The sequence below is a fragment of the Solirhodobacter sp. genome, from assembly GCF_964715405.1.
In genome coordinates, this window is record NZ_CBAICG010000021.1 from 37,005 (window position 1) to 62,954 (window position 25,950).

The window sequence follows — 25,950 nt, forward strand, 5'->3', positions numbered from 1 at the left end:
TAGGTCTCTCCCGTGCCCATCGCTCAGGCGAAGTCTTTGGCGAACTCGTCCAGTGCGGCGCGGATCGACTTTTCGAGATCGCCCGCCACCTTGCGGTCGTTCACGGTGATGTCGGTCAGCAGCGCCTTGTGGTTGGTGCGCAGGTGTTTGAGCAGTTCCGCCTCGTAGCGGGCGACCTGTTTCACCGGCACCGAGTCCAGATACCCCTTGGTGCCCGCGAAGATCACGCAGACAATCTCGGCGTTGGTCAGCGGCGAATACTGCGCCTGCTTCATCAACTCGGTCAGCCGCGCACCGCGGTTCAGCAGTTTCTGCGTCGAGGCGTCGAGGTCGGAACCGAACTGGGCGAAGGCCGCCATTTCGCGGTACTGCGCCAGTTCCAGCTTCACCGGACCCGCGACCGACTTCATCGCCGAGGTCTGGGCTGACGAACCGACGCGCGACACCGACAGACCGGTGTTCACGGCCGGGCGGACGCCCTGGTAGAACAGTTCGGTTTCCAGGAAGATCTGGCCGTCGGTGATCGAGATCACGTTCGTCGGAATGAAGGCCGACACGTCGCCGCCCTGCGTTTCGATGATCGGCAGCGCCGTCAGCGAGCCCGAGCCGAAATCCTCGTTCAGCTTGGCCGAGCGTTCCAGCAGGCGGGAGTGCAGGTAGAACACGTCGCCCGGATAGGCTTCACGCCCCGGCGGACGGCGCAGCAGCAGCGACATCTGGCGGTAGGCAACGGCCTGCTTGGACAGGTCATCATAGATGATCAGCGCATGGCGGCCGTTGTCGCGGAAGAACTCCGCGATCGCGGTGGCCGAGTAGGGCGCCAGGAACTGCATCGGCGCCGGGTCCGACGCAGTCGCGGCCACGATGATCGTGTAGGCGATGGCACCGGTCTCTTCGAGCTTCTTCACCAGCTGCGCCACGGTCGAGCGTTTCTGCCCGATCGCAACGTAGACGCAGTAAAGCTTCTTGCTCTCGTCGTCGCCCGCCGCTTCGTTGTAGCTTTTCTGGTTCAGGATGGTGTCGAGCGCGATGGCGGTCTTGCCGGTCTGGCGGTCGCCGATGATCAGCTCGCGCTGGCCACGGCCGATCGGGATCATCGCGTCGACCGACTTCAGGCCGGTCGCCATCGGCTCATGCACACCCTTGCGCGGGATGATGCCCGGCGCCTTCACGTCGGCCACCCGACGCTCGGTGGTGCCCAGCGGGCCCTTGCCGTCGATCGGGTTGCCCAGACCATCGACCACGCGGCCCAGCAGGGCGTCGCCCACCGGCACGTCCACGATCGACTTGGTGCGCTTGACGGTGTCGCCTTCCTTGATGGTGCGGTCTTCGCCGAAGATCACGATGCCGACGTTGTCAACCTCGAGGTTCAGCGCCATGCCGCGGATGCCGCCCGGAAACTCGACCATCTCGCCGGCCTGCACATTGTCGAGGCCATAGACGCGGGCAATCCCGTCACCAACCGACAACACGCGACCGACCTCGGCAACTTCAGCCTCCTGGCCGAAGTTCTTGATCTGCTCTTTGAGGATCGCGGAGATCTCAGCAGCTTGGATACCCATTTATCCGACCTCTTTCATTGCATTCTGGAGGGCGTCGAGCTTCGAGCGGATCGACGTGTCGATCATCTTCGAGCCGACCTTGACCACGAGGCCGCCGATCAGCGTGGCATCGACGGCGGTTTTCAGTTTGACGTCCTTGCCGATCCGCGCCTTGAGGGCGGCGGACAGCTTGTCGGCCTGCGTTTTCGTCAGGGCACTGGCGGCGGTCACTTCGGCCGTCACCTCGCCCTTTTCGTCGGCGATCCTTGCCTGAAGCTGCGCCACAAGCTGCGGCAGCACGAACAGGCGGCGCTTGGCGGCCATCAGCCCGAGCGTATGCGCGACAAGGGCCGAAAGCCCCATCTTCGCCGCCAGTGCCGCGACCGCACCCGACTGTTCCTCGCGCGAGAAGATCGGCGAACTGATCACGGTGCGCAGATCGGCGCTTTCGGCGAGGGCGGCGCCCAGCGCCTCCACATCCTGTTCAAGCGTCGGCAGCACCTTGTCTTCGCGGGCCAGTTCGAAAACGGCCGTGGCGTAGCGTGCGGCGATGCCGGAAGAGATCGAAGCTGGTTCGGACACGTCCACCCTTCCGCTGTTCGGGGCCCGTTTCGCGCGTTTCCGCGTCGGACAGAGGCCACCCATGACGCGCGCATCGTGCACGCACCCTTTGAAATCCGGCGTGGGTTTAGCAGAGGACTTCCCCCCTCGCAACCGTCTTGCTCACGATCTGGTGAGGCTCTGTGCAAGCGATATCAATGGGTTGGGAGATCGTCACAAAACTGCGACCCTTTGCGCAGTTGGATCGGCGAAAGAATCCACCGCGCTGCGCATCCGCCCCGCGCGATCGGGCCTGAATCAGCCCTGACTCACGCCGGTTCGACCCCTGGCCCCGGCAGCCCTTCCAGCACCTTCAGCGGCAGCCGCACCACATCCCTGATGCCGGGGCGCAGCGGGGCGTGAACCTGCTTGGACGCCTCGACCATCAGCACGCCACCCGCCAGCCAGGGCGCATAGCGCCCGGCGCGTTCCCAATAGGGCGCGGTGCGCAGCCAGAACCGCTTGCGCGATGGCGGCGCATACAGCGCCGAGGCGGTGCGTTCCGGGGTAAAGGCGTGCTTGCGCAACTGCGCCTCCAGTTGGCCCAGCGAATAGGGGTGGCCGTGCCCGAACGGCGTGACATCGCGCCGCGCCCACAGGCCGGTCCGCGACGGCACGATGAAAATCACCCGCCCGCCGGGGCCCAGCACCCGCCAGCATTCATCCAGCAGCGCCGCCGGATGGTCCGAGGTTTCCAGCCCGTGCAGCAGCACCAGCTTGTCAACCATGCCGGTCGGAATCGGCCACTGGGTTTCCTCGGTCAGCACGCTGGTGTTCGGCATCCCCGCAGGCCAGGGCATCACCCCCTGCGGCGCGGGCATCAGCCCGATCACCCGGCGCGCATCGGCCAGATAGGGCCGCAGCAACGGCACCGCGAAACCGAAGCCCACCACCGTCTGCCCCTTGGCCTCGGGCCAAAGCGTGACAAGCTGATCGCGCACGGCCTTCTGCGCGGCCCGGCCAAGGCCGGTCCGGTAGTAGAAGTTGCGCAGGTCCAGCACGTCGAGGTGCATTCACTTCACCCTTGTCCGCATGTGCCCGCCCGGGCGACAGTCATCCGGTAGCATACCCAAGCCGATCGGAAACGCCATGCCGCTTGAAATCGTCACCGTCCCCTGCCTGAAGGACAATTACGCCTATCTCGTGAACGGCCCCGACGGGACTTGCCTGATCGACGCACCCGAAGCCGGCCCGATCATCGCCGCGCTCGAAAGCCGGGGCTGGAAACTGGACTCCATCCTGATCACCCATCACCACCACGACCATGTCGGCGGGGTCGAGGAACTTCGCGCGAGATACGGCTGCACCGTCATCGGGCCAAAGGCCGAAGCGGACAAACTGCCCAGGCTCGACCGCGCGCTCGCCGATGGCGACACGGTCGGCACCGGCGCCGCCCTTGCCGTCGCGCTGGCGGTGCCGGGCCACACGCTCGGCCACCTGGCCTATCACTTCCCCGACGCGGGCGTCGTCTTCACCGCCGACAGCCTGATGGCGCTTGGCTGCGGGCGCATCTTCGAGGGCCCCGCCCCGATGATGTGGGCCAGCCTGCAACGCCTCGCCGCCCTGCCGCCGGAAACGCGGGTCTACTCGGGCCACGAATACACGACGGGCAACGCGAAATTCGCCCTGACCATTGAACCCGGCAACGCGGCGCTTATCTCTCGATGCAACCGGGTGGCCGCGTCCAGAGCGAAGGGCGAGCCGACCGTGCCCAGCCTGCTTTCCGAAGAACTGGCGACCAATCCGTTCCTGCGCGCAGCGCGGCCCGACGTGAAGGCCGCGGTCGGCATGACCGGCGCAAGCGATGCTGAAAGTTTCGCCGAAATCCGGCGGCGCAAGGACGCGTTCTGACCGCCCCGAACCGCAAGGCGCTTGAACTGGGGGTTTCCGATCACATTTTCATCGAACGGTGATTATTCGGCGCCCCCACAGAAAAAACCCTTGAAGCGGGGCGAATAACACCGAACTTTAAACGTATGAGGCCAGGGTGGGAACGGGCGCTCAACCCCCTTCCGACCCGCAGGATAGGAGCACACAAAGTGCCGTCTTTTTCGAACACCCTCGAGCAAGCCATCCACGGCGCCCTGGCGCTTGCCAATGCCCGCCGCCACGAACTCGCCACGCTGGAACACCTCCTGCTGGCGCTGATCGACGAACCCGAAGCGGCCAAGGTGATGCGCGCCTGCAGTGTCGATCTTGACACCCTGCGCCGCACCCTCGTCGATTTCATCGACGACGACCTCTCGACCCTTGTCACCGATGTCGAAGGGTCCGAAGCCGTGCCCACCGCGGCCTTCCAGCGCGTGATCCAGCGCGCGGCGATCCATGTGCAGTCCTCGGGCCGCACCGAAGTGACCGGCGCCAACGTGCTGGTGGCGATCTTCGCGGAACGCGAGTCGAACGCGGCCTATTTCCTGCAGGAGCAGGACATGACCCGCTACGACGCCGTCAACTTCATCGCGCATGGCGTGGCGAAAGACCCGTCGTTCGGCGAAACGCGGCCCGTCACCGGCGCGACCGAGCATCAGGAAACCCCCAAGGCCGAAGCGGGCGAAGCAAAGGAGTCGGCGTTGTCGAAGTACTGCGTCGACCTCAACACCAAGGCCCGCAAGGGTGACGTCGATCCCCTCATCGGCCGCGAGGCCGAGGTGGAACGCTGCATCCAGGTGCTCTGCCGCCGCCGCAAGAACAACCCGCTGCTGGTCGGCGATCCGGGCGTCGGCAAGACCGCCATCGCGGAAGGCCTTGCCTGGAAGATCGTCAAGGGCGAAACGCCCGAGATTCTGGCCCATGCCACCATCTTCTCGCTCGACATGGGCGCGCTGCTGGCCGGCACCCGCTACCGCGGCGACTTCGAGGAACGCCTGAAAGCCGTGGTCAAGGAAATGGAGGATCACCCTGACGCGATCCTGTTCATCGACGAGATTCACACCGTCATTGGTGCCGGTGCGACCTCCGGCGGCGCGATGGACGCCTCCAACCTGCTGAAGCCCGCGCTTCAGGGCGGCAAGTTGCGCTGCATGGGTTCGACCACCTACAAGGAGTTCCGCCAGCACTTCGAAAAGGACCGCGCGCTGGCCCGCCGGTTCCAGAAGATCGACGTGAACGAACCCTCGGTCGAGGATTCGATCAAGATCCTGATGGGCCTGAAGCCCTACTTCGAAGAGCATCACGACATCCGCTACACGCAGGACGCGATCAAGGCCGCGGTCGAACTGGCCGCGCGCTACATCCATGACCGCAAGCTGCCCGACAAGGCGATCGACGTGATCGACGAAGCGGGCGCGGCCCAGCACCTGTTGACCGAGTCCAAACGCCGCAAGACCATCGGCGCGAAGGAGATCGAGGCCGTGGTGGCCAAGATCGCCCGCATTCCGCCCAAGAGCGTCTCGAAAGACGATGCCGAAGTGCTGCGTGACCTCGAAAAGGGTCTCAAGCGTGTGGTCTTCGGCCAGGACAAGGCGATCGAGGCGCTGTCGTCGGCGATCAAACTCGCTCGCGCCGGTCTGCGCGAGCCGGAAAAACCGATCGGCAACTACCTCTTCGCGGGCCCGACCGGCGTCGGCAAGACCGAGGTGGCGAAACAGCTCGCCTCCTCGCTCGGGGTGGAACTGCTGCGCTTCGACATGTCGGAGTTCATGGAGAAACACTCGGTGTCGCGTCTCATCGGCGCGCCTCCGGGCTATGTCGGCTTCGATCAGGGCGGGATGCTCACCGATGGCGTCGATCAGCACCCGCATTGCGTGCTGCTGCTCGATGAAATGGAAAAGGCCCACCCCGATGTCTACAACATCCTGCTGCAGGTGATGGACCACGGCAAACTGACCGACCACAACGGCCGGACGGTTGATTTCCGCAACGTGATCCTGATCATGACCTCCAACGCCGGCGCGATGGAAATGGCGAAATCCGCCATCGGCTTCGGCCGCGAACGCCGCACCGGCGAGGATACGGCGGCGGTGGAACGCACCTTCACGCCCGAGTTCCGCAACCGTCTGGACGCGGTGATCAACTTCGCGCCGCTGCCGCGCGAGGTGATCCTGCAAGTGGTCGAGAAGTTCGTGCTTCAGCTTGAGGCGCAACTGATCGACCGCCACGTCCACATCGAGCTGACGCCCGAAGCGGCGGCCTGGCTGGGCGACAAGGGCTATGATGACAAGATGGGCGCCCGCCCGCTGGGTCGGGTGATCCAGGAACACATCAAGAAGCCGTTGGCCGAGGAACTGCTGTTCGGCAAGCTGATGAAGGGCGGCCTGGTCCGCGTCGGTGTCAAGGACGATGCCATCGACATCCAGATCGAGGAACCCGCCCGCCCGCGCCTGACCGGCCAGAAACCGCCGCTGCTGACCGCCGAGTAGCTCGGCCGAACCAGACCCGACAGCCCCCGCGCGCGCCGGCCCGCGGGGGCTTTCATTTGTCCGCCAGCGCAGCCCGGCGCCGCCTCCCCTGCCCTCATTCGCCTTGGCCCAAGTATCCTCCGGGGTGAGGCGCGAAAGCGCCCAGGGGGCAGACAGCCCCCTCTCGAATTTTCGCCGAAAATTCGCTCCCAGCCGTTGGAAAACGGTGCCAACGTCGGTGCGGAATCGGTGCAAAATCGGTGTGGTTTCGGTGCCCCGATTTCGCTGCGTTGACAATGGCTTAACCTCGAATCGGCCCGGCCGTCACTTCTCGGTCAGCTTCAGCTCGATCCGCCGGTTCTGCGCCCGTGCCTCGGGGGTATCGCCGGTCGCCACCGGCTGGAACTCGCCAAACCCGGTGGCGGCCAGGCGCGAGGCCGGGAAGCCCTGGCTGACCATGAAGCGCACCACCGACAGCGCCCGCGCCTGGCTCAGTTCCCAGTTGTCCTTGAACTGCCCTGTGCCGCTCAACGGGGTCGAGTCGGTGAACCCGTTCACCTGCAGGATCCAGTTGATGTCGGTCGGCATCTGCGCCGCAACATCCTGCAGGATCGACGCGACCTTGGCGATCTGCTGCTTGCCCGCGTCCGAAAGGTCCGCCGAACCCGGCTCGAACAGCACCTCGGACGAGAATACGAAGCGGTCGCCCACCACCTTCACCCCGTCGCGCCCCGCCAGCACCTGACTGACCTTGCCGAAAAACTCCGACCGGTAGCCCGCAAGCTGCTTGTTCTGCGCTTCCAGGCGCTTGCGCTCGGCCTCTTCCAGATCGGCGCGGCGGCGCTGTTCATCGGCCAGTTGCGCCAGCGCCTGATTGAGCTGGCTTCCAAGCGATTGAATCTGCACCGAATTTTCGCTGTCCTTCGCGGCCGAGGAATCCAGAACGCCCTGCAGGTTTGCCAATTGCGCGCGCATCGCCGCGATCTGCTGGTTCAACAGCGCGACCTGCCGCGCACTATCGGCCGATTTCTTCTGCTCGTCGGTCAGCGTCTGCTGCGCCACCGCCAGCAGGGCCGCGTTCTTCTGCGCCTCGGTGATCTGGCTCTGGCTGGCAGCCTCGGCCACCGCCTTGGCGTTCTGCGCCGCGGCCAGCAGGGTCAGCGTATCCTCGGCCCGCTTGCGCTGTTCTTCCAGCGCCAGCGTCATCGCGGTCAATTCGTCCTGCGAGTCCTTCAGCTTCTGGCGCAGCGCCTCGGCCGCGGCGGCGTCGGCCAGCCGCTGCTTTTCCTGATCGCTCAGCTCCGCCTGCGCCCCCGCCAGTTGTTGCTTCAGCGCCACGGCGGCGGCCTGTTCGGCCAGCCGCGCCTTCTCGGCCTCGCTCAGATTGGATTGCAGCGCCGTCACCTGCTGACCCAGATCGGCAGTCGCCGCCTTGTTCGCGTCCAGCGCCTTCAGCACATCGGCCAGCGCGGTCTGGCTGTCGCTGACCCTGGTGTGCAGATCGGCGATCAGCGCGTCCAGCGCCGCGCGCCGTGCCGCGGCCAGCCGCGCCGCCTCGGCTTGCGCGTCGATCTCGCTGCGCGCCTTGGCCACGGCCAGTTGCAGCGCGTCTTGCTCGGTCTGCAACGTGTCGCGCGCGGTCGTCAGGTCGCTGACCTGCTGGCCCAACTGCGCCATCTGCCCCTTCGCAGCGTCGCGGTCAGCCAGCAGGCTGGCCACCTGCTGCTCGAAGCTGGTGATCCTGGCCTGAGCGGCGGAAAGATCGCCTTCGCGCGCGGAAAGCTGGGTGTTCAGCGTCGCGATCAACGCGCTTTGCTGGTCGGCTTTCGCCTTCGCGCTGTCCAGTTGACCGGTCAGCTGGCCGACCTGGTCCTTCAGCTTGGCCGCATCGGTGCGCGCCAGCCCCAGCGCGTCGGCAAGGCTTTGCACCTGCTGGCTCAGCGCATCCAGTTCGGTGTTTTGCGTCGTGATGGTGGTGCGCAGAACGAACTGCACGATCAGGAAGATCGTCACCACGAACATCAGCACCAGCAGCAGCGAGCTCATCGCGTCGACAAAGCCGGGCCAGATCGGCGCGTCGCTGCGGCTGCCGCGGCGGGACAGGCCCATGCCCTAGCCCCGTCCGATCGGCGGCACGGTGCCGCGCGACAACTGCCGGATCGCCGCCGTCAGCGCCGCCAGATCGCCGCGCAGGTCGGTCATGCTTTCCTGCCGCCCGGCCGAGATTTCCTCAAGGATTCGCAGCAGTTGCACGTCGATGGACCGCAGCCGCATCCGGCTTTCGGCGTCGACATGTTCGGCCCCGCCTGCATCCTCGCGCCCGTGCTGGGCCGTCAGCGCGCGTTCCTGCACCTTTGCCGCGCGGTCCTGCGCCTCGGCGGTGCGGTCCAGCGCCTCGGCCACCCGGTCCTGCCGGAAGATCGCGCGTTCCATCGTCTCGATCATGCGATCCTGCGCGATGGCGCTGCGGTCCTGCGCCTCGGCCAGCCGCGACAGCGCGGTGCCGGTGCCCGCCACGCCCTCCAGCCGCACCGTCACGCGGCCGACCGCCTCGATCAACGCGCCCAGCCGCTGCTCGACCGAAACCCGGCCCGCTTCGGACTGGGTGAACAGAAGCTGGATGGACTCGATCTGCTCGGCCATGTGGTCCAGCACGCCGACCACCACACCCTGATCGAACCCGCTTTCGCCATCCGCGCTGGCAAAGCCGATGCGCGTGATGCTCGACAGCCATTCCTCCAACTCGCGGTAGAACCGGTTCTGGCCGTGGCTGGCGAACAGTTCCAGCAGCCCCAGCACCAGTGATCCGAACAGGCCCAGCAGCGAGGACGAAAACGCCATCCCCATGCCGCCAAGCTGCGACTGCAAGCCGCCCATCAGCTTTTCAAACACCTGCGTCGCCGTCTCGCCCTCCTTGGGCGCCAGCGAGCGGATGGTTTCGACCACGGCGGGAACCGTCGTGGCCAGCCCCCAGAAGGTGCCAAGAAGGCCAAGGAAAATCAGCAGGTTGGTCAGATAGCGGGTCACGTCGCGCTCTTCGTCGATGCGCGTCGCGACGGAATCGAGGATCGAGGTCGAGGCCGATCCGCTGATCTGCGACCGCGCCCCGCGTGACCGCAGAAGCGAGGCCAGCGGCGCCAGCAACTGCGGCGCCCGCACGCCCTCATGCCCCGGCACACGATTGGCGAAATCGTCGATCCAGCCGACCGAGGCGAGGATCTGGGCGAGTTGCCAGAAGCAGGCGACGACCCCGATCACGAAGACCAGAATGATGACCGAGTTCAGCCCGGGGTTCGCGCGGAAGATCACGTCAAAGCTGCTCCAGGCGAAGTAGGCGCCAAAGGCCACCATCACCAGCACAACGACCATCGTCGTGATCTGGCGGACGGGCCGGGAGAAGTTCGTTTCAGCCTCGCGCAAGGGCGTTTCCATCCGGGCCGGTCTGGCCCCCTGAAGGTTCCGCTCGACAATAGGCGGCACCGCGACGGCTGCCAACCGGCAATCCGTCAACGCGGCCCTAGCGTTGCGCGTTTGCCCTCAGGTGGCGCACCCGCGTGGCGAGCCAGTCCAGGTCGGCATCGGCGATGCCCAGTTCGGCGATATGCGCGGCGGTGTTGAAAAGATACTCGCTGTTCGACCCGCGCCCGCCCACGGCCGGGGCAATCATCCGCGCCTGCGCCTCCAGCGTCAGGCCGCCGCAGTATTGCGCGTGATCGGGGTCGATGACGAAGGTCACCGCCTCCACCGATGTGCCATCGCGCAGCATGACCGGCTGCCGCGTTTCGAGATACGCCGACGAGATCAGTTCGCGCTCGCGCAGCGCGGCGATCGTTTCATCCTCGGCGCCCGGCGTCACGCGGAAGGCGACGCCGTCACAGACCGCCCCCGCCCGCGCATCCAGCGCCAGCACCAGCCCCGGCGCGTCGATGGTGCCGCGATGGTGGATCGAGAGCATGCAGAACGACCGGTGCCATCCGTGCAGCCGCGCGATCTGCTGCTCGGCGACCGGAAAGCCCGGATGCCAGATCAGCGATCCGTAGCCGAATACCCAAAGCGGCGTCGCCTGCATGTGTCTGGTCCTCCGTTCGCGCCCCTTGTAAACAGCGGGGGTGCTGCGGCGAAAGGGGCCATGATGCGGATAATGGTGGGCCTGATGCTGGGTCTCTTCGTGCTTTGGGGCGGCTGGTGGTTCGCGGCCTCCAGTGCCGAACACCGTGCCGCCGTCGCCTTCTTCGCCGACCGCCGCGCCGCGGGCTTTACGGCCGAGTATTCCAGCCTTGACGTTGCGGGCTTTCCGAGCCGTCTTGACCTGACGGTGAACGATGTGGCCCTGGGCGATCCCGCCGCGGGCATCACCTGGCGGGCGCCCTTCGCGCAGCTTCTGGCGCTCAGCTACAACCCCTATCACTTCATCGCCGCCCTGCCCCACCGGCAGGAACTTGCGACCCCGGTCGGCACCTTCTCGGTCACCTCCGACCGGATGGAGGCGAGCTTGCGCGTGGTGCCCGGCCTCGCCTTCACGCTGGACGAAATCGTCGCCGTGGCCGACCAGCCCGGCCTCACCGCTTCGACCGGCTGGCAGGTGACGGCGGCGACGATGCGACTGGCGACCCGTCGGGTTCCCGGCCGACTCCTCGCGCAACAGATCGGGGCGGAGGCCGACCACATCACCCCCAACCCGATGCTGAAGGCGATGCTGGACCCGACGGGTGCCCTGCCCGACACGCTCGATCAGGCTTATCTGGACGCCGAGGCCGGGTTCGACACGGCCATCGACCGCCATAGCACCACCCACCCGCCGCACCTGACCGACCTGACCCTGCGGGACGGCCACATCACCTGGGGGCAGATGCTGCTGTCGGCCACCGGCAAGGTCACCGTGGATGCCGAGGGCGTGCCCGAGGGCCGCATCACGATCCGCGCGAAGAACTGGAAGGGGATGGTGGCGGTCGCCGTGACGCTTGGCCTCGTTCGGCCGGAGCTGGCACCGACGGTGCAGAACATGCTGGCGGAGCTTGCCAAGGGTTCGCCCGATCCCGATGTGGTCGAGTTGCCGCTGGAGTTCCAGAAGGGCTGGATGAGCCTCGGGCCGCTGCCGGTAGGCGCCGCGCCCCGCCTGCGCTGAGGCGCCCCGGCCTTAGTGGCAGTAGGCGCCGTAATTGTACTGCGCAGTATCGAAATGCATGTGGGTCTGGTGAAAACGGTCGCCATCCGGCCCCAGCGTGGTGCCGAAGATGCCGCAGGCCGCGTGATAGGCCACCTTCATCTCGCGCGTGTCCTCGCCGGGCTTGCGCCAGTCGCTGGCCACCAGCACGGTCTTGCCATTGGCCAGCGTATAGCCGCCGATGTCGATCGCCTTGCCCAGCGCATGCAGGCTCAACTTGGCGCCCCGGATGCCATCGACCGGTCGGCATTCGTAGCTGCCGAAGACGTCCAGCGACGCGACGCCGCCACCCTCGTTGCCGACGGCGGGTTTCAGCCCCGACACCACCCATTTCTTCAGCGCGACAGCGGTGGCGCAGTCGATGGTGGCGGGCGTTGACAGCCGCACGCCTGCAACCGCCGTCACCTTCACCGCCTCGGAAATGCCGCAGCCCCGGACCCGGCTGACCACCGGCGCGATGCTTTCGCCGGTGATGCCCGGATCGCCGCACAGCGCGCCCCTGGCGCCTTCCGTGAGGCCCGGCCCCAAGGGTGCGCGGAACATGACGCGCTGCAACAGCGTGGGCTGCGCGGCCGACGCTTCGGCCCCCGGGATCGGCGTCGCCTGCGGCTGGGCAGCGGGCGCTTGCGCGACAAGGGCAGGCGCAGCGGGCCGCGCCATCGGCCGCGGCGACACCGCGGGCGTCAGTGTGGCCTTGCCCAGCGCGGCCTCCTCGGCCGGGCGCAGGCGCGGCCGGATCGACGCCAGTCGGCCCCGCTGCGGCAGCACCAGCACGGTGTCGTCGATCGGCCCGGTCTCGGGGTGAAGCATCGGCAGACTAGCCAGGATCACCGGCGTGCCGTCCAATGTCAGATCGGCAAGAAAGGCCGGGTTGGGCCGCGGCAGCAGCGACACCGCCGGGGCCTGCGCCTCGACCGTGCCGGATGCAGCACCCAGAGCAAGGGCCGCAAGCAGGAGTTTCCGCATCAGGGGATGACCTTCGAACGCCCGAAATCAGGAGCAGACGTATCCTGCCCGGCCTCGATGATGCTACGCCGAATCGCGCGGGTGCGGGTGAAGTAGGCGAAAAGATGCTCGCCGTCGCCGATCCGGATGGCGCGTTGCAGCGCGAACAGTTCCTCGGTGAAGCGGCCGAGGATCTCCAGCGTGGCGTCCTTGTTGTTCAGGAACACGTCGCGCCACATCGTCGGATCGCTGGCCGCGATGCGGGTGAAGTCGCGAAACCCGGCGGCGGAATACTTGATCACCTCGCTGTCGGTGACGCGGCCCAGGTCGTCGGCGACGCCCACCATCGTGTAGGCGATCAGGTGCGGCGTGTGGCTGGTGACGGCCAGCACCAGATCGTGGTGGGCGGCGTCCATCTCGTCGACGTTGGCGCCCATCTCTTGCAGCAGGGCGCGCAGCTTGGCCACAGCCCCCATGTCGGCCTGCGCCAGGGGCGTCAGCAGCCACCAGCGGTTCTGGAACAGCGTGGCAAATCCGGAACGCGGGCCGGAATATTCGGTCCCCGCGATCGGGTGGCCGGGGATGAAGTGAACCCCCGGCGGCAGGTGCGGCGCCACCGCGTCGATCACCGCCTGCTTGACCGAACCGACATCGGTCACCGTCGCGCCCGGCTTCAGATACGGCGCGATCTCGGCCGCCACCGCCCCCATCGCCCCCACCGGCACCGCCAGAACCACAAGGTCGGCATCCCTCACCGCCTCGGCGGCGGTGTCGTGCACTGTGTCGCACAGCCCGATCTCCAGCGCCACGGCGCGCGTCTGCGCCGTCCGGGCATGGCCCGAGATCGTTCGCGCCAACCCGCCCGCCCGGATCGCATGGGCAATCGACGACGCGATCAGGCCCAGCCCGATCAGCGCCACCTTGTCATAGGTCACCGTCATTCCTTGGGCCCCTTGAACTGCCCGATGGCATGAGCGACCCGGCGACAGGCGGCCTCGTCGCCAACGGTAATGCGCAGGCAATGCGGCAAGCCGTAGCTTGCCACGCGCCGCACGATCAGCCCGCGGGCCCTGAGGAATTCGTCGCAGGCCTCGGCCTCGGCGGTATCGGCGAAACGGGCAAGGATGAAGTTGGCGGTCGAGGTATCCGACGGCACGCCCAGTTCGGCCAGCGCCTCGGCCAGCCAGCGCCGCATCCGCGCATTCTCGGCCCGGCATTTCGCGACATGGTCCTGATCGTGCACCGCCGCCTCGGCCGTCTCAAGCTGGGTGGTGGACAGGTTGAACGGGCCGCGAACGCGGTTCAGCACGTCGATGATCGCGGCGGGGCCGTAGCCCCAGCCGATCCGCAACCCGCCAAGGCCGTAGATCTTCGAGAACGTCCGCGTCATCACGACATTGTCGCGCGCCTCGACCAGCGCCGCGCCGCTGTCGTAGCCCGGAACATATTCGGCATAGGCGCCATCCAGCACCAGGATGGCCTGCGGCGGCATCCCTGCCGCCAGCCGCGCCAACTCGCCCGCACCGATCATCGTGCCGGTCGGATTGTTCGGGTTGGCCAGGAACACCAGCTTCGTGCGCTCGGTGCAGGCCGCCAGCAGCGCGTCAACGTCGGTCGTGCGCTCGCGTTCGGGCACCTGCACCGGCGTGGCGCCGACCGCCATCGCCGAAATCTTGTACATCAGGAACCCGTGTTCCGTGTGCAGCACCTCGTCGCCCGAACCGGCATAGGCCTGACAGAGGAAGGTGATGATCTCGTCGCTGCCGACCCCGCAGATGATCCGCGCCGGGTCAAGCCCGTGCACCTCGCCGATCGCGCGCCGCAGGACGGCGTGGTCGGTCGAGGGATAGCGGTGCAACTGGTGCACCGAGCGCAGGAACACCTCTTTCGCCCGGTCCGACGGCCCGAACGGATTTTCGTTCGACGACAGCTTCAGCGAATTCGCCACCCCGGCGACATGGCTCTGCCCGCCCTCGTAGAGCGCGATGTCAAGAATGCCGGGCTGCGGGCGGATTGCGTCACTCATACCAGACCTCCAGGGCGTCCGGGCCTGAATAAACGCGGGCGTCGCGCAAGGCCAGTGGCATTTCGGCGCGCGATCAGTGCCGCGCGCTGCGCGAGATCATCCAGTCCATCGTCGCCAGCAGCACGCCCGAGATGACAAAGGTCAGATGAATGACCACCATCCAGTAAAGCTGCCCCTCATGCCCCGCCGTGTCAAAGCCGGGCTGCCCGATTTCCATGAACCGCTTCAGCAGGTCGATCCCCGAGATCGCCACGATCGACGCGATCAGCTTGATCTTCAGCCCCTGGAAATCGACCTTGCCCATCCATTCGGGCCGGTCCTCCTGCGGGCCGATGTCGAACTTCGACACGAAGTTCTCATAGCCCGAAAACATCACGATCAGCACGAGATTGGCCGCCAGCGTCAGGTCGATCATCGTCAGCCCGGCCAGGATCGCGGACTCGCCGTCCATCTCCAGCACCTGCGGGGCGTAGTGGGCGATCTCGTTCACGAAGACCACGACCATGCCGGCCAGCGCCGCGACAAGGCCAAGATACATCGGCGCCATCAGCCAGCGCGAGGCGAACAGGAACCGCTCGAACGCCCGTTCCATTGCCGGTTTCTGCCGCATCTTCCGCCTCTGTTCCGCATCGGCATCCGTCGCCGACGCGGTGAGAGGTGGCATCCCGCGCCGGAAATGCAAGAGGCCCGCGCGATGGCGGGCCTCCCGTAACGGCATGACGCGGCGCGTCAGTTCTTGGCGTAGTATTCCACGACCAGGTTCGGCTCCATCTGCACCGGATAAGGCACATCGCCCAACGCCGGCTGGCGGATGAATTTCGCCGTCATCTTCGAGTGATCGACTTCGATGTAGTCGGGCACGTCACGCTCGGCCAGCCCGATGGCTTCGAGCACCAGCGCGAGCTGCTTGGAACGCGGGCGGATCTCGATCACGTCGCCTTCGCTGACGCGGTACGACGCGATGTTGACGCGCTTGCCGTTGACCATCACATGGCCGTGGTTCACGAACTGGCGCGCGGCAAAGATCGTTGCCACGAACTTGGCGCGGTAGACCACCGCATCCAGACGACGCTCCAACAGGCCGACCAGGTTTTCACCGGTGTCGCCGCGCACCCGCTCCGCCTCGGCATAAACCTTACGGAACTGCTTTTCGGTCACGTCGCCGTAGTAGCCCTTCAGCTTCTGCTTGGCGCGCAACTGGGTGCCGAAGTCGGAAAGCTTGTTCTTGCGGCGCTGGCCGTGCTGGCCGGGGCCGTATTCGCGCTTGTTGAGCGGCGATTTCGGACGACCCCAGATGTTTTCGCCCATCCGGCGGTCGATCTTGTGCTTGGCAGACGTGCGTTTGGTCACGGCTGATCTCCTTCGTGCGCGGGCCTTGCGGCCGAGGAAGGGCGTTGTCCTTTTCCCGGCTTTCGCGGGGACGACAGGCCTCCCCTTGCGGGGGCCACCAACACCAAATGAAAGCCCGGCCTTGCGGGCCGGGACAGAGACAGGGTTATACAGCCGCTTTCCGTGCTGTCAATGCCGAACCCTCACGCCACCTCGTAGCGCAGGATCGCGGCTTCCGAGGTGGTCAGGTTGCGCCGCGCGAAGCCGCCGTAGCCATCCGGGTCGCGGTCGAGGCCGGGGAACAGCGCCAGCAGTTCCGCCCGCTGCACCGGGTTCACCGTGTCCAGCGAGGTGTTCGAGGGGTGGAAGCTTTCGGTTTCCAGCCCGTTGGCCCAGACCACCTGATGGCGCGCCAGCAGGATGTGCACATAGGTCACCTCGCGCAGCGTGGTATCGACGTAGATCGAGCGGCCGTTCACCAGATCCTTCGCCGTCACCAGCACCTCGGGGTCATTGAACAGCGCCTGCGCCGCCGCCCCGCTGACCAGCATCCGGTGCTGCGGCGAGACGAGCAGGTCATCCTCGGGCCGCTCGATCCCCAGCGCGCCCGCCGTCAGCCGGACCGGGCGCAGGTGCGGCATCGCAAAGAGCCGGGCCCCGGTCATCTTCCGATGACCCGCCCAGATCACCTCTTGCGGGCCGTCATCCTTGGTCAGGATGCGCTCGCCCGGTCTCAGCGTCTCGATCCGGCGGCTGCCGTCCGGGGTGGCAATGCGGGTGCCGGGGGTAAAGCAGATCACACCGCCCGCCAGCGGACTGTCATCGAACGCCGTGCTGGGCGGCAGCGCCGCGCGCACCACCCAAAGCTCGGCGCCCTCTTCCGGCATCTCGCCCACGAACATCAGCAGGCGCGCGCCACCATCCGGCGTGTCGATCAGGGTGGCGCTGTAACTGCGCGGCCCGTCGGTCAGCACGAAGCCCTGATCGGGTGCGTCGTCGGGTTCCGCCACATCCGCCAGCAAAGGCCGGTTCGCCAGCGCGGCGCCGACCAGACGCCGCACCGTGCGCGCTGCGCGGCGGCGCAGGTCCGCCACCTCGCAATCACCCGAAAGAATGAGGACGCCCTGCGGCCCATCGACCCGCACTGCTGTGCCGGTCCAGCGCCAGGTGACGCCAACGCCCATCATGTCCAAAGGCGCCGACCGAAGCCCATCAACCTCGGTTTGCGCCCAAGAGATGACAAACGTGCCACGATAGCCCGTTTTCATGTCTGCCTGCCTGCTCGTACTGCCTGAAACATCGTCTTTTTCTGTTTCGTGAGTACTAACACGCAAGCAGCAGATTGGAAACAATTTTAGTAAAATTGGGGGTGCGGCGAATGAAACGTGGACAATCGCGCAACGGTTCCGGCCGCTGGCGCGGATCGCCCGATCCGGCGCGCGCCTAGCCCGCCCCATTCACCGGCAGCGTCGCGCAACCGGCGCGGGCGGACTCCTCGGCCCGATCCAGCATCCGTTGCAACGCCGCGCCGCGGGCAAAGTCGGGCTCCGCCGCCCCCTGCCCCCGGATCGCGGCCACGAACCGCTGATAGACCGTCGGCACCGGATCGGTCGGCACCTCGGACCAGGTCACGGTTTGCAGATTGGGCGCAAGGCAGGCGTTCAACCGGCTGACCCCCTTCTCGAACAAGACCTCCAGCCCGCCCTTGTCGCCGTAAATCCGCAGCCGCAGGTCGTTCAGGTGCCCCGAGGCGAAGCGTGTCGCCGAAACCGTGCCCAGCGCGCCGTTTTGCAGCCGCAGGTGCATCGTCACGCTGTCGTTGGCGTCCAGCACGTACGCGCCGATCTGCCCGCCCGGCGCCTTGTCGAAGGTCGCCAGCCGCGCCGAAACCTCGGCCGGGTCGCTGCCCGCGATGAAGGTGGCGTAATCGAGGATATGGATACCCACGTCGCCCAGCACCCCCTTGGAACCATGCGCGGTGGAAAGCCGCCACAGCCACTGGCTTTCCGTTTTCCAGTCGCCCCAGGCGGGTTGGGTCAGCCAGCTTTGCAGATAGCTCGCCTCGAAATGCCGCACCGTGCCGATCGCCCCTTCCGCCACCATCCGTGCCGCCGTCTGCACGGCGGGCACATTGCGATAGCTGAGGTTGACCATGTTGACGACGCCCGCCTCGGCCGCCGCCGCCGCCATCTCGGCGGCGTGCGGATAGTCGGTCGCCAGCGGCTTTTCGCATAAGATATGCTTGCCCGCCGCCAGCACCGGCAGCGTCGTCGCATGGTGCACCGCGTCCGGCGTGACGTTTGTCACCGCGTCGAACTGCCCCCAGGCCAGCGCCGCGTCGAGCGAGGTGAAGCGTTCCACGATGCCGTGCCGGTCGCAAAACGCCGCCAGCAAGTCCGGCCGGGTATCGACCCCGGCCACGACCGAAACGCCATCCATCGCCTGAAACGCGGCGACATGGTTCTTCGCCATCCCGCCCGTGCCCAGCACCAGAATGCGCAGGGGGGCGCTCATCGCAGACCCTCCTCGCCGTCGTGGTGCAGACGCGGGCCGCGCTCCACGATGGGTTCCAGTGCCTGCGCCACCGGCACGTTTGGCGCCGCCCCCGGATCGGGGATCCGTGCTGCAGGGTTGTGCGCCCATTTCACCGCGTTCGCGATCACCCGCTGCACGTTGGCGTCGTGATAGGTCGGATAGGTCTCATGCCCCGGGCGAAAGTAGAACACGTTGCCCGCCCCACGCCGCCAGGTCAGGCCAGACCGGAACACCTCGCCGCCCTGAAACCAGCTCACAAACACCGTTTCCAGCGGTTCCGGCACGCCGAAGGGCTCGCCGTACATCTCTTCCTGTTCCAGCTCGAAATGGTCGGGCAGCCCCGCCGCGATCGGATGGCTGCGACTGGTCAGCCAGATCCGCTCGCGCTCGCCCGCCTCGCGCCAGGTCAGGTTGCAAGGCGCCCCCATCAGCCGCTTGAACGGTTTCGCGAAATGCGCCGAGTGCAGGAAGATCGCGCCCATACCGCCCCAGACGGCATTGCACACCCGCTCCACCACCGCGTCCTGCACCTCGCCGTGGGCGGCATGGCCCCACCAGATCAGCACATCGGTTGCCGCCAGCCGTTCCGCCGTCAGCCCGTGTTCGGGCTCCTGCAAGGTCGCGGTGGTCGCCGCGATCCCCGGAACGGCGTTCAGCGCGGCGGCGATGCAGGCATGCATCCCCTCGGGGTAGACCTGCGCCACCACCTTGTTCTTGCGCTCATGGACGTTTTCGCCCCAGACCAGCGCCCTGATCGGCATGTCGACCTCCTGACCGGCGCGGACCCGGCCAAGGGCCCGCCTCGACCGGCACTAGATCACGCCGACCGCCTGCCCGCCAAGAGGCCCCGCGTCAGTTCTTCACCCGCGTCCAGGTTCCGCCATTGCGGCAGATGAAGCCGCCCAGGATGCAGCCCGACACCGCCAGACTGTCACCGGTCAGCTGCATCTTGGAGCTGTAGGTCTTGTCGCGGTCGGGCGACCAGACCTTGCCCTCGCCGTAGGCGCCGTCGCCCTGCGCGACCATGTCCCAGACGATCTGCTTGCCGACATTGTCCGACTGCATCGGCTTGCCGTCCTTGTCGAACGACTTGATCAGCGTGCCGCAGATCTTCGCGCCGCAGGGCTGCACCTGGATGTAGCCGGAATTGCCGTTGTCGTCGGGCGCGGTCTGCCAGACGCCCTCGACCGGGTCGGACGCGAAGGCCGGGGCCGCGACGCAAATCGCCAGAGCGGCGGTCATCATCAGTCGTTTCATGCAGGTCTCCTCTCCCAAAGACGCCGCAACTCTGACGGAGAGGGGCGCATCGTGGCAAGCGTGACGTGGGGTCGGGGGCCGGGACTGGGGTCGGGCTTGCGCCCGCGCAAGGCTCGGTCCCGGTCCGCTCAGGGCACCCGCGTCCAGGCGCCCACCGTCTCGCAGACGAAGACGATGCAGCCGGTGATCTCCAGCAGCGGGCCGTTCAGCCGCAGCCTCGCGCCATAGATGCGGTCGTCCTCGAACGACCAGATGCGCCCGCCCGCATAGCTGCCGTCGCCGCCGGGCTCCATGTCCCAGACCACCTGCTTGCCGATCAGCGGCGTCGGCCGCTCCTTGCCTTCGCCCGCGAAGGTCTTGACGATGGTGCCGCACAGATGCGCCCCGCAGGGTGCAAAGCGGACATAGCCATACTGCCCGGCGTCATCCGACAGCGTCCGCCAGACCCCCTCGATCGGGTCGGCACCGGCCCGCGCGCCCGCCGCCGCCAGCATTGCAACGATCCAGACCCACCGCATCCGCCGCCCCCTTCCGCTGTCGCGCCCAGCTTTGCATTTGCCCGTGACCTGTGGCAAGCAGCGCCGTAATCCCTGCCGGAGCCCATGCCATGATCCTCTACCCCGCCATCGACCTGAAAGACGGCGCCTGCGTGCGCCTCCTGCGCGGCGACATGGACAAGGCCACCGTGTTCGGCACCGACCCCGCCGCCCAGGCTGCCACCTTCGCCGCCGCCGGCTGCGACTGGCTCCACCTCGTCGATCTCAACGGCGCCTTCGCGGGCACCCCCGTCAACGCCGCCGCGGTCGAGGCGATCCTTGCCGCCGTCAGCATCCCCTGCCAGCTCGGCGGCGGCATCCGCGACAGGGCCACGATCGAGCACTGGCTCGAAAAGGGCCTCGCCCGCGTCATCCTCGGCACCGTCGCGGTGGAAAACCCCGACCTCGTGCGCGCGGCCGCCCGCGCCCACCCCGGCCGGATCGCGGTCGGCATCGACGCCCGCAAGGGTCGCGTCGCCACCAAGGGCTGGGCCACCGAAACCGACATCATGGCGACCGACCTTGCCAGGCGGTTCGAGGATGCCGGCGTCGCCGCCCTGATCTACACCGACATCGACCGTGACGGCGCGATGCAGGGCCCCAACGTCGCCGCGACCCAAGCGCTCGCCCGCGCCGTCACGATCCCGGTCATCGCCTCCGGCGGCGTCTCCTCGCTCGCCGACCTCATCGCGCTCAACGCCACCGGCGTGATCGCGGGCGCCATCTCGGGCCGCGCGCTCTACGACGGCGCGCTCGACCTCGCCACCGCGCTCGCCGCCCTGCGCGGTTAAGGCGCGCCATTCACTCCCAAGGCATCGGCTCGTCGTCCATCACCTGACCAAAGACGTTTTCACGGTGCCACCGCAGGTTGGCACGATGCGGCCAATCCCGCGTGTCCTGCGGCAGGCGCAGCTTGCCATCCGGCACGATAAGGCGGTCGGTCACCTCGGCCGGAACCTTGTTGCGCGAGACCAGAATGGTCAGGTCCTCTGCCACCGACAAAAGCCCGCGGTCGAACATCCAGTGAAGCGTGCCCGAAAGTGCCAGCCCGTTGCGCACGGAGTCGCTCCCGGCCCGCTCCACGGGGCGGATATGAGCGGCCTGCACTTCCGGCCGCCCGCCGCCATTGCGTAACCGAAGGCCTGAAATGGCGCAGCGATAGTCATAGGCCGCCCGCACCTTACGGCGGAAGGCCACATCGCGATAAGGCCGGTTCGTCAACCGCTCCACTACGGGGCGTTCGAACGGTACCACGGGGTCGTCCATCTCTTGCCGAGAGGTGTCATAACGACGGGCCTCCTGCGCCTCCAGATCCTGCGGCAGACCAAGGCCGACGATCCGGGCGAAGTCCCGCTCGGGCAACCGCCGCACCGCAAGCTGCTGTGCCCCACCGGATTTCGGCGTTCCGTCCGCAGTCGCTAGTGCCGACTCGAGCGGCCGACCGTTCAGCAACCGCGGCACGTCCCGATCAAATGGCAGATAGCTGCCAGGTTCGATCATCGCGAGGTATCTCCCCTCCGCCCCGGGCTTGGGAAGAATCCGCAAGATTTTGGCAACCGCGAAATAGCCACGCGGTCCGGCCTTGGCAGGTTCATAATATACGGCCCAGTCCCCCACGCCTTCCCGCGCGGCCTTCAGATAGACCTTCGGAAAGTCGTAGACCACATCGGGCTCGTCCTCGTAGATCGAGTCGGCCCTGTGGAGGAGCACCAGCTTGGACATGCTGCAAGAAAAGCATCCACCACGTCTTTGGCAAGCGCCATCTCGGGCCGCGCGCTCTACGACGGCGCGCTCGACCTTGCCGAGGCTCTCGCCGCCCTGAAGCCCTGATCCTTCTTTCCCCATTCACACTGGCGAAAATATCCTCGGGGGTGAATTGGCCGCAGGCCGAGAGGGGGCAGACAGCCCCGTTCCTTTTCGCCTTCTCCCTTCCCCCGGCCCGCCCCAATCGCTATCTCGGTCGCAAGAGGTGCCGCCGTTGCTGAAAACCCGCCTGATCCCCTGTCTCGACGTGGCCGACGGCCGCGTGGTCAAGGGCGTGAACTTCACCGGCCTGCGCGACGCGGGCGACCCGGTCGAGGCCGCGCGCGCCTATGATGCGGCGGGCGCGGATGAGTTGTGCTTTCTCGACATCCACGCCACCCACGAGAACCGCGGCACGATGTTCGATCTCGTCACCCGCACGGCGGAACAGGTGTTCATGCCGCTCACCGTCGGCGGTGGCGTGCGCAGCCACCACGACGTGCGCGCCCTGCTGCTGGCGGGCGCCGACAAGGTCAGCTTCAACTCCGCCGCCGTTGCCGACCCCGACGTGGTGGCCGAAGCCGCCGACCGTTTCGGCAGCCAGTGCATCGTGGTGGCGATCGACGCCAAGACCGTGGCCCCCGGCAAGTGGGAGATCTTCACCCACGGCGGGCGCAAATCGACCGGCATCGACGCGGTGGACTTCGCCCGCACCGTGGCCGCGAAGGGTGCCGGGGAAATCCTGCTGACCTCGATGGACCGCGACGGCACCAGGCAGGGCTTCAACCTGCCCCTCACCCGCGCCGTGGTTGATGCCGTCTCCATCCCGGTGATCGCCTCGGGCGGCGTCGGCACGCTCGACCATCTGGTCGAGGGCGTCACCATCGGCGGCGCCTCGGCGGTGCTGGCCGCCTCGATCTTCCACTTCGGCACCTTCACCATCGCCGAAGCCAAGGCCCACATGGCCGCCGCCGGAATTCCGATGAGGCTGACATGACCGCACTCGACCGCCTCGCCGCCACCATCCAAGCCCGCAAGGGCGCCGATCCGGACACCTCGTGGACGGCGAAACTGCTGGCCAAAGGCCCCGAGAAATGCGCCGAGAAGTTCGGCGAAGAGGCGGTGGAGGCGATCATCGAGGCGGTCAAGGGCGACCGGGTTCGGCTGACCGCCGAGGCCGCCGACGTGCTTTATCACCTGCTGGTCATGCTCGCCGCCCGCGACGTGACGCTGGCCGAGGTGCTGGCCGAACTCGACCGCCGCGAGGGCACCTCCGGCCTCGCCGAAAAGGCGGCGCGGGGCTGACCTACACCGATTTGTCGGACCGGATCATCCGCAGCAAAAGCCCGTCATGCCGGACGAACTGGTGGTAAAGCGCGCCTGCGGCATGGATGCCGACCATCGCCAGCAGCACCTCCGCCAGCAGGCTGTGGGCCGCCGCAATCGTCCGCGCCTCGCCGAAATAGGCGATCAGCCCGGTCACCGGGATCAACACCATCGCGGCGTAGGTGACCCGGTGCACCAGGTGCGAGACCGCCTCCAGCCGGGGATCGAAGCCTTCCGGCGCCGGTGGGGCGGCGTGGTGGCGCCGCACCCAGATGCGCCACAGCACGAGGCAAAGCACCGTGGTTCCCACCCCCAGATGCAGGATGATGCCGTCGGTGAACAGGAACTCGTCCGTCATGATCAGGTAGTGCCAGCCCGGCAGCACGGCCCACGAGAATGCGAACTGCGACATGATCATCAGCGCCATCATCCAGTGCAAGGCGATCTGGATGGGGCCATACCCTTTTGCTTGATCCATCCTGCCGATTCCTTCTGCCTGTGCTTTGGGGGCGTTTCTGGGGCAGAGCGGCTGATGCCACCCTGACGCGCGGGGGCAGGGGAACATGCGAGGGATGCGACAAATGGTCCGGTCAGGGCCGGGGGGGAGCCTTACAGGGTCGGCACGCCGCCGGTTGCGAGACTGCCCAACCGCGCGTCGCCGAACAGGCGCCGGTACTCGATCTTCGGGCAGCGGTTCTGGATCACCGTGATCCCGCGCGCATCGGCCTCGGCCGCGGCTCCCGCGTGTTCCACCCCGATCTGCATCCAGATCGTGCGCAGTCCGGGCAGATGCGTCAGCGCCTGGGTGACGATCCCGGGCACCGCCTCGGAGCGGCGGAAGATGTCCACCATGTCCACCGGTTCGGCAATCCCGCTCAGGTCGGCATGCACCGTTTCGCCCAGCAGCGTCTCGCCCGCATGGCCGGGGTTCACCGGAATCACCCGGTAGCCCTTCGCTTGAAGGTAAAGCGCAACGGCATGGCTCGGGCGTGCCGGGTTGGGCGAGATGCCCACCACCGCGATCACCCGGGTCCGGGTCAGCACGTCCTTCAGAACTGAGTCGGAAATGTCCATCACACCCGCATCTTGCCCGATATGCCCCGGCTGCGGAAGGGGAGTGGTCCGGCCCCATAAAGAAGCGCCCAGACCTGAGAGGCTGGGCGCAAGGTGCGGAACGAGGGACAGTGCATTGAGCCGCAGGGGTTCCGGGTCTGCGCCTCCTGAAACAGAGATAGGTGCGGCATTGCCGCCTTTGAAGACCTTGTCGCGAATCTGTGAACGTTCCGTGAAACCACGCCTGCCAATCACCCGCGCCGCACCGTCGCCGCGTAAAGCGCGACCGCCGCCGCATTCGACACGTTGAGCGACCCGAACGCCCCGGCCGCCGGGATCCGCGCCAGCACGTCGCAGGTTTCCAGCGTCTTTTCGCGCAGGCCCGGCCCCTCGGCGCCCAGCACCAGGCCCACCGCCCGTGTGCCCACCCCGGCCAGCACCTCCGGCAGGCTCGCCTCGGCCGCGCCATCCAGACCGATCAGCACAAAGCCCATCGCCTGCAACCGCTCCATCGCATCGGCCAGGTTGACCACGCGCAGATAGGGCTGCCGTTCCAGCGCGCCGCTTGCCGTCTTGGCCAGCGCACCCGTTTCGGGCGCCGAATGCCGCTGCGGCGCGATCACCGCCCGCGCGCCGAACACTTCGGCCGAGCGCAGCACCGCGCCGACGTTGTGCGGGTCCGTCACGCGGTCCAGCAGCACCACCAGCGGCAGCCCCTCGCCTGTGGCGCAGACTTCCTCCAACCCGCCCCAGTCCAGCGGCTTGACCTCCAGCGCGGCGCCCTGATGCACCGACCCCTCGTCGATCGGCACGTCGAACCGGCGCGGATCGGCGATTTCAGGCTCCAGCCCGCCCGCCGCGATCGCATCGACCAGTTTGTCGGCCGCGTTCCGGGTCAGCACCAGCCGCAGCTTTTCCCGCGCCGGGTTCATCAGCGCATCGCGCACCGCGTGCAGGCCAAACAGCCACACCGTTTCCGCCGCCGATGCGCGCTTGGCACGTTCCTTGTCGATCACCCAGGTGGGTTTCTTCATTGCGATCCCCTCGAACTGGGCCGCACCATGCGGCGTGGGCCCCGGCCGCGCAAGAGGGACAATCCCGCTTGACGCCTCCGGGGGGCTCCGCTATTCCCGCCATCGCGTCGGGCGACGTGCTGCAAGGTGCGGCAGCGGACTGTAACTCCGCCGGGGAGACCCACGCCTGGTTCGATTCCAGGGTCGCCCACCATTCCTCTTTGAAATCATTGGATTTTTTAGAGGGATGGCGGCTCTGCCTAAGGATTGCCTAAGGCAACCAATTGGGTCGCTTCAAACCATAACAGCCCGGAAACACTCACGCTTTCGTGAATCGTGCGCTTGCCCATCGCGTCGGCTGCGGTGCATTCTTCGGCATGAACTTCGGTCGTTAGCTAGTCGGTGCTGAACAATCCTGAAGTCTATGATTTTGTTCGGTGATTCCACGGAACTGATAGCTTTAGATTGCAGGATTTCGTACGATTTGGCTCGAAACCTTGCGAAGTCGGGACCCCGGTATGAAGCACCGTCCGCGCTCTGAAGAA

At 67.0% G+C, this 25,950-nt stretch carries 26 protein-coding genes, 1 tRNA gene and 1 pseudogene; 8 read left to right on the forward strand and 20 right to left on the reverse strand.

The window, feature by feature from the left end; translation table 11 throughout:
• Window positions 1-23: 23 nt before the first annotated feature.
• The 3 genes from atpA to AC11WY_RS11105 all read right to left on the reverse strand — a co-directional run bounded on the left by atpA (window position 24) and on the right by AC11WY_RS11105 (window position 3,154).
• A complete protein-coding gene (atpA, locus tag AC11WY_RS11095) occupies window positions 24-1,562 on the reverse strand; it encodes a F0F1 ATP synthase subunit alpha (protein WP_482925379.1) in 1,539 nt (512 codons plus the stop codon).
• A complete protein-coding gene (locus AC11WY_RS11100) occupies window positions 1,563-2,123 on the reverse strand; it encodes a F0F1 ATP synthase subunit delta (protein ID WP_482925381.1) in 561 nt (186 codons plus the stop codon).
• 287 nt (window positions 2,124-2,410) lie between these two features.
• Window positions 2,411-3,154, reverse strand: a complete 744-nt coding sequence (locus AC11WY_RS11105) for a class I SAM-dependent methyltransferase (RefSeq protein WP_482925383.1) — start codon at window positions 3,152-3,154, stop codon at window positions 2,411-2,413.
• Window positions 3,155-3,230: 76 nt separating this feature from the next.
• On the opposite strand from AC11WY_RS11105, the gene gloB reads away from it, so the two are divergent.
• Entirely contained in the window at window positions 3,231-3,992 is a 762-nt protein-coding gene (gloB, locus tag AC11WY_RS11110; RefSeq protein WP_482925385.1) for a hydroxyacylglutathione hydrolase, read from the forward strand.
• A gap of 188 nt (window positions 3,993-4,180) precedes the next feature.
• Window positions 4,181-6,499, forward strand: coding sequence for an ATP-dependent Clp protease ATP-binding subunit ClpA (clpA, locus tag AC11WY_RS11115; protein ID WP_482925387.1), 2,319 nt, complete (start codon window positions 4,181-4,183; stop codon window positions 6,497-6,499).
• A 303-nt stretch (window positions 6,500-6,802) separates the two neighbouring features.
• On the opposite strand, the gene AC11WY_RS11120 is transcribed toward clpA, so the two are convergent.
• The 3 genes from AC11WY_RS11120 to AC11WY_RS11130 all read right to left on the reverse strand — a co-directional run bounded on the left by AC11WY_RS11120 (window position 6,803) and on the right by AC11WY_RS11130 (window position 10,547).
• Window positions 6,803-8,587, reverse strand: a complete 1,785-nt coding sequence (locus tag AC11WY_RS11120) for a peptidoglycan -binding protein (protein ID WP_482925389.1) — start codon at window positions 8,585-8,587, stop codon at window positions 6,803-6,805.
• Window positions 8,588-8,590: 3 nt separating this feature from the next.
• Complete coding sequence (locus AC11WY_RS11125; protein ID WP_482925391.1) at window positions 8,591-9,910, reverse strand: biopolymer transporter ExbB; 1,320 nt, start codon at window positions 9,908-9,910, stop codon at window positions 8,591-8,593.
• Between the two features lie 85 nt (window positions 9,911-9,995).
• Window positions 9,996-10,547: a gamma-glutamylcyclotransferase gene (locus tag AC11WY_RS11130; protein WP_482925393.1), complete on the reverse strand. Its 552-nt coding sequence runs from the start codon at window positions 10,545-10,547 to the stop codon at window positions 9,996-9,998.
• Between the two features lie 63 nt (window positions 10,548-10,610).
• On the opposite strand from AC11WY_RS11130, the gene AC11WY_RS11135 reads away from it, so the two are divergent.
• Window positions 10,611-11,603, forward strand: coding sequence for a DUF2125 domain-containing protein (locus AC11WY_RS11135; protein ID WP_482925395.1), 993 nt, complete (start codon window positions 10,611-10,613; stop codon window positions 11,601-11,603).
• Window positions 11,604-11,615: 12 nt separating this feature from the next.
• On the opposite strand, the gene AC11WY_RS11140 is transcribed toward AC11WY_RS11135, so the two are convergent.
• The 10 genes from AC11WY_RS11140 to AC11WY_RS11185 form a co-directional block, all read right to left on the reverse strand.
• The gene (locus AC11WY_RS11140; protein ID WP_482925397.1) at window positions 11,616-12,608 is read right to left on the reverse strand and encodes an extensin-like domain-containing protein; all 993 of its coding nucleotides are present in this window, start codon (window positions 12,606-12,608) and stop codon (window positions 11,616-11,618) included.
• Complete coding sequence (locus AC11WY_RS11145) at window positions 12,608-13,528, reverse strand: prephenate/arogenate dehydrogenase family protein (protein ID WP_482925399.1); 921 nt, start codon at window positions 13,526-13,528, stop codon at window positions 12,608-12,610. Before AC11WY_RS11145 ends, AC11WY_RS11140 begins: the two co-directional genes overlap by 1 nt.
• Entirely contained in the window at window positions 13,525-14,613 is a 1,089-nt protein-coding gene (gene hisC, locus AC11WY_RS11150; RefSeq protein ID WP_482925401.1) for a histidinol-phosphate transaminase, read from the reverse strand. The genes AC11WY_RS11145 and hisC overlap by 4 nt, the downstream gene beginning before the upstream one ends.
• Window positions 14,614-14,686: 73 nt before the next feature.
• The gene (locus AC11WY_RS11155) at window positions 14,687-15,223 is read right to left on the reverse strand and encodes a TIGR00645 family protein (protein ID WP_482925403.1); all 537 of its coding nucleotides are present in this window, start codon (window positions 15,221-15,223) and stop codon (window positions 14,687-14,689) included.
• Window positions 15,224-15,342: 119 nt separating this feature from the next.
• Entirely contained in the window at window positions 15,343-15,963 is a 621-nt protein-coding gene (gene rpsD / locus AC11WY_RS11160) for a 30S ribosomal protein S4 (RefSeq protein ID WP_482925405.1), read from the reverse strand.
• 182 nt (window positions 15,964-16,145) lie between these two features.
• The gene (locus tag AC11WY_RS11165) at window positions 16,146-17,210 is read right to left on the reverse strand and encodes a Hint domain-containing protein (protein ID WP_482925407.1); all 1,065 of its coding nucleotides are present in this window, start codon (window positions 17,208-17,210) and stop codon (window positions 16,146-16,148) included.
• Between the two features lie 175 nt (window positions 17,211-17,385).
• On the reverse strand, window positions 17,386-18,456 hold the full coding sequence (locus AC11WY_RS11170) for a Gfo/Idh/MocA family protein (protein WP_482925409.1): 1,071 nt from the start codon (window positions 18,454-18,456) through the stop codon (window positions 17,386-17,388).
• Window positions 18,453-19,238, reverse strand: a complete 786-nt coding sequence (locus tag AC11WY_RS11175; protein WP_482925411.1) for a ThuA domain-containing protein — start codon at window positions 19,236-19,238, stop codon at window positions 18,453-18,455. Before AC11WY_RS11175 ends, AC11WY_RS11170 begins: the two co-directional genes overlap by 4 nt.
• 91 nt (window positions 19,239-19,329) lie before the next feature.
• Window positions 19,330-19,734: a DUF2147 domain-containing protein gene (locus AC11WY_RS11180; protein WP_482925413.1), complete on the reverse strand. Its 405-nt coding sequence runs from the start codon at window positions 19,732-19,734 to the stop codon at window positions 19,330-19,332.
• Between the two features lie 128 nt (window positions 19,735-19,862).
• The gene (locus AC11WY_RS11185) at window positions 19,863-20,252 is read right to left on the reverse strand and encodes a DUF2147 domain-containing protein (protein WP_482925415.1); all 390 of its coding nucleotides are present in this window, start codon (window positions 20,250-20,252) and stop codon (window positions 19,863-19,865) included.
• Between the two features lie 89 nt (window positions 20,253-20,341).
• Here AC11WY_RS11185 and hisA point away from each other — a divergent pair, with 89 nt between their 5' ends.
• Window positions 20,342-21,061 carry a 1-(5-phosphoribosyl)-5-[(5-phosphoribosylamino)methylideneamino]imidazole-4-carboxamide isomerase gene (hisA, locus tag AC11WY_RS11190; RefSeq protein ID WP_482925417.1) on the forward strand — a complete coding sequence of 240 codons (720 nt, stop codon included), beginning with the start codon at window positions 20,342-20,344 and terminating at the stop codon, window positions 21,059-21,061.
• A 10-nt stretch (window positions 21,062-21,071) separates the two neighbouring features.
• On the opposite strand, the gene AC11WY_RS11195 is transcribed toward hisA, so the two are convergent.
• Window positions 21,072-21,992, reverse strand: coding sequence for an HNH endonuclease (locus tag AC11WY_RS11195; protein WP_482925419.1), 921 nt, complete (start codon window positions 21,990-21,992; stop codon window positions 21,072-21,074).
• A gap of 18 nt (window positions 21,993-22,010) precedes the next feature.
• On the opposite strand from AC11WY_RS11195, the pseudogene AC11WY_RS11200 reads away from it, so the two are divergent.
• The 3 genes and pseudogenes from AC11WY_RS11200 to AC11WY_RS11210 all read left to right on the forward strand — a co-directional run.
• Window positions 22,011-22,100: pseudogene (locus AC11WY_RS11200) on the forward strand (1-(5-phosphoribosyl)-5-[(5-phosphoribosylamino)methylideneamino]imidazole-4-carboxamide isomerase); the annotation flags it as partial.
• Window positions 22,101-22,248: 148 nt separating this feature from the next.
• Window positions 22,249-23,010: an imidazole glycerol phosphate synthase subunit HisF gene (hisF, locus tag AC11WY_RS11205; protein WP_482925421.1), complete on the forward strand. Its 762-nt coding sequence runs from the start codon at window positions 22,249-22,251 to the stop codon at window positions 23,008-23,010.
• The gene (locus AC11WY_RS11210; RefSeq protein ID WP_482925423.1) at window positions 23,007-23,318 is read left to right on the forward strand and encodes a phosphoribosyl-ATP diphosphatase; all 312 of its coding nucleotides are present in this window, start codon (window positions 23,007-23,009) and stop codon (window positions 23,316-23,318) included. The genes hisF and AC11WY_RS11210 overlap by 4 nt, the downstream gene beginning before the upstream one ends.
• 1 nt (window position 23,319) lies before the next feature.
• Here the strand turns inward: AC11WY_RS11210 and AC11WY_RS11215 are convergent, their stop codons facing one another.
• The 3 genes from AC11WY_RS11215 to rlmB form a co-directional block, all read right to left on the reverse strand.
• Window positions 23,320-23,817, reverse strand: coding sequence for a cytochrome b (locus tag AC11WY_RS11215; protein WP_482925425.1), 498 nt, complete (start codon window positions 23,815-23,817; stop codon window positions 23,320-23,322).
• A 131-nt stretch (window positions 23,818-23,948) separates the two neighbouring features.
• Entirely contained in the window at window positions 23,949-24,416 is a 468-nt protein-coding gene (locus AC11WY_RS11220) for a CoA-binding protein (RefSeq protein WP_482925427.1), read from the reverse strand.
• A 227-nt stretch (window positions 24,417-24,643) separates the two neighbouring features.
• Entirely contained in the window at window positions 24,644-25,426 is a 783-nt protein-coding gene (gene rlmB, locus AC11WY_RS11225; RefSeq protein WP_482925428.1) for a 23S rRNA (guanosine(2251)-2'-O)-methyltransferase RlmB, read from the reverse strand.
• 109 nt (window positions 25,427-25,535) lie between these two features.
• Between rlmB and AC11WY_RS11230 the strand changes: the two genes are divergently transcribed.
• A tRNA-Tyr gene (locus tag AC11WY_RS11230) sits at window positions 25,536-25,619 on the forward strand.
• The last annotated feature ends 331 nt before the right edge of the window (window positions 25,620-25,950 follow it).